This is a genomic window from Aurantimonas sp. E1-2-R+4 (genome assembly GCF_036549515.1).
Lineage (GTDB): Bacteria > Pseudomonadota > Alphaproteobacteria > Rhizobiales > Rhizobiaceae > Aurantimonas > Aurantimonas coralicida_A.
This window is the reverse complement of the sequence record NZ_JAZHLK010000113.1, coordinates 1-2,882: the sequence shown is the minus strand read 5'-3', so window position 1 is coordinate 2,882 and position 2,882 is coordinate 1. Positions and strand designations below refer to the sequence as shown.

At 60.3% G+C, this 2,882-nt stretch carries 4 protein-coding genes and 1 pseudogene; 3 read left to right on the top strand and 2 right to left on the bottom strand.

The features are described 5' to 3' along the window. Positions 1-111: 111 nt before the first annotated feature. Positions 112-746 (bottom strand): annotated as a pseudogene (locus VQ045_RS21480) (MobA/MobL family protein); the annotation flags it as partial. A gap of 171 nt (positions 747-917) precedes the next feature. On the opposite strand from VQ045_RS21480, the gene VQ045_RS21475 reads away from it, so the two are divergent. Together VQ045_RS21475 and VQ045_RS21470 are read left to right on the top strand one after the other, a co-directional pair. Next, entirely contained in the window at positions 918-1,244 is a 327-nt protein-coding gene (locus VQ045_RS21475; RefSeq protein ID WP_331831569.1) for a conjugal transfer protein TraD, read from the top strand. A 1-nt stretch (position 1,245) separates the two neighbouring features. Beyond that, positions 1,246-1,491 carry a conjugal transfer protein TraD gene (locus VQ045_RS21470; protein ID WP_331831568.1) on the top strand — a complete coding sequence of 82 codons (246 nt, stop codon included), beginning with the start codon at positions 1,246-1,248 and terminating at the stop codon, positions 1,489-1,491. A gap of 155 nt (positions 1,492-1,646) precedes the next feature. Here the strand turns inward: VQ045_RS21470 and VQ045_RS21465 are convergent, their stop codons facing one another. After that, the gene (locus VQ045_RS21465; RefSeq protein WP_331831567.1) at positions 1,647-2,405 is read right to left on the bottom strand and encodes a hypothetical protein; all 759 of its coding nucleotides are present in this window, start codon (positions 2,403-2,405) and stop codon (positions 1,647-1,649) included. Between the two features lie 124 nt (positions 2,406-2,529). Between VQ045_RS21465 and VQ045_RS21460 the strand changes: the two genes are divergently transcribed. Further along, the gene (locus VQ045_RS21460) at positions 2,530-2,766 is read left to right on the top strand and encodes a helix-turn-helix transcriptional regulator (protein WP_331831566.1); all 237 of its coding nucleotides are present in this window, start codon (positions 2,530-2,532) and stop codon (positions 2,764-2,766) included. The last annotated feature ends 116 nt before the right edge of the window (positions 2,767-2,882 follow it).

Below are 2,882 nucleotides of genomic sequence, written 5' to 3'. Positions count from 1 at the left end.
CATCCCCGCCCTCGGCCAAAGGCACGAAGGCTATCACTGGCGGAGTTTTGCTCCGGCCAACAGCCAGATATCCGGCCGCTTCAGTGGTGGATTTTTGCACCGGCGCTCTCACTCCGCCCAGCGTTCGCGCCAGCGCTCCACCATCCCGGTGCGATTCCATTCCCGCACCTTCCGGCCAAAACCGTTCTCGTCCCCATTTACCTCAATCTGGCGCATGGTGAGCATGACATGGGCATGGGGCTTGGGCATGCCGTCCTCGCCGATGTCCCAATGCACGTTGAGGTCGGCGATCATGCCCTGGTCGACGAATTCCGATTGCGCGAAGTCGCGGGCGAGCTCGATGCCCTGAGCCTTGCTCATCTCGCGCGGGATGGCGAACTCCACTTCGCGGGCGAGCTGGGCGTCCTTGCGGACCTCGAAGGCTTCGACGTCGTTCCACAGTCGTTCGCGGTCGCTCCATGCCTCGGGTGCATTGTCCGGCAGCAGCACCTTCGAATGGACGACGCCGCGCTTGGCGGAAAAGTCCTGAACGCGGTCAATCCGCTCGTCGCGCATCCGCGAGGCGGAACGGTACNGTCCGGCAGCAGCACCTTCGAATGGACGACGCCGCGCTTGGCGGAAAAGTCCTGAACGCGGTCAATCCGCTCGTCGCGCATCCGCGAGGCGGAACGGTACGCGGCGGAGGCCACCGCGCTGCTCCCGGCCTTGCGGCCAATGACCTTGACGTGAAGATGATAGATCGCCATCGCGATCAAGCATTGGCACGGTCAAGCGCACGTCGGAACGACGTATAAGCGCGCCCTCCCTCGAAAAAATCTCGGGTTGGACCGGCGCGTGCCAGACCGTCCCGACAACCTTACAGCATTGCGGCAGGCGCTCAACTAACATCGCTGCATCAACAGCTTATGGAGGATGCCATGCGCAAACCACGGGACTATGACGCGGAACTGAAAGCTCTCGAAGACAAGGCGCGGGAACTGAAGACCCGCAAGGTGCAACAACTCGGCGAGTTGGTGATCGCCACCGGCGCGGATGCGTTCAGCCCCGAGGAACTGGCGGGCGCGCTGATCGTGCTGGCCGAAACAACGGATGCCGGAAGGAGGGAGTCCTGGGCCAAGCGTGGGGCCACGTTCTTTCGCAGCAAATCGCGACGATCTACGAAAGCATCTGACCGCGACATTGGCGGCGCTCCGGCGCAATCGGGCAGCGCGCAATCGGCATCAGGCGGCGCGGGCGCGGCATGACATGCGCACCTGGCAGGTCGAACGCCGCAAACGCACGCGGCATCTGATTGAACTAGGCGGCCTCGTCGTCAAGTCCGGCATTGTGGAGCTGACCGGCGACGATCGCGCCATGCTCTACGGCGCGATGATCTGGGTCGCCGAAAAGCTCAAGAGCGACGATGGACAACGAGCGCGAACGCTCTGGGCCGAAAAGGGAAAAGAGGCGTTCGAAGCCGAACGGAAAGGCGCATACGATAGGTCGGGTTAGAAGGTTCAATACGGCTCAGGATAGACCGTGATGGGTGGCGATCGCGCGAAGGCCTATCTATCGAAGCGCTGACCGCCAACGCCTGCGTCGCGGAGCGAGCTCGTTTGATTGCTGGCCGTGGCGGCGCGACTTGGTCAAACGCTTGGACTTATTCTCTATGTCATCCGGCTGTGGCGCTCGGACATCGTGACAGAGGCGCTGACCCGATCCCGGCTTCGGCGCGGATAGGGCTTTGTGCGGTCACTGCCCGGCATGAACGAACCCGGCTGAAGAGCTTTAGCGATGCGGACCAGATCGGTGAGAATGGCGCGAAGCTCAGGCCAAGGAAACTCGTCGCACTCTTCGGAGCTTTCGCCCTCGCGCATCACCGCATCGAGCTTGCCGGCGATACCGGCCAGTGTCGTGGCGGGCGCCGACATGAGGGCTTCCGACATATCCTGTTTATGTAAGACGGCAATACGTTCCGCCCGCAAAGCAGCCGAATAGCCGATGCGCCTGTCTTCGGTATTCCAACGCGCCTGATGGGCGACCAAATCGGCCTTGGCCTTTCTGCGCAGTTCGGCATAGGCGGGATTATCCCCGAACACTTCGTCAATGGCGTCTGGACTGCAAACAATGACTGCCCCTTCAGCGCCAGGCCGATAGACTTCGACTTTTGGAAAGCCGATCGCTTTAACAAGGCTGGTTTCCAGGCGCTGCTGCTTCCTGCACAAAGCGATGGTGGCGAGATAGGCTCTCCGCCAGTCGTTCCAGAGTGCCAACGCCGGATCGAAGGATGGATTGCCAGCCAAGGTGTCAGCAGTGGCGAAAGAATTGTTGTGGAATGGCAATGCCATCGCGGCGATCGTCGTGGCGGTCAGCAGTTTCCTGCGGGTGACGGAAGGCATAGTTCTGGTATTGTCGGAATCAGCCATGATCCGAGCTCCCTAATAGCTTGGGAAGTGGTTAGACCGGATGGGGTGTTGGCCCACCCTGCCCGGTCGTCTTCTATTTAACAGGTTTGAAGTATGCCCTACAAATTAATAGACGTCAATCAATATGAATAGCCCAAATGAACGACCGTTATCGCGAGAACAATGTCGCGGCGCGCGGGCCATGCTGGGATGGAGTCAGGGCGATCTTGCAGAGGCAGCGAATGTTTCCCGTCAGACAATCGCAGACTTTGAGCGCGGCGCCCGCAAACCGATTGCGAACAATGTCGCAAGCATAATCCGTGCGTTCGAGGCGGTCGGAATTGAATTTCTTCCGGACAACGGCATTAAGCTGAAACGGTAATGAGGCTCTTGCGCATGTTGTGTGGTTTTCACGGCGCCAGGATCAGTCGGCGGCGGAGCAGTTCGAGATTTCCGCGACCATACATTGAGCGCTTGAGCAGCTTCAGCTTATTCACC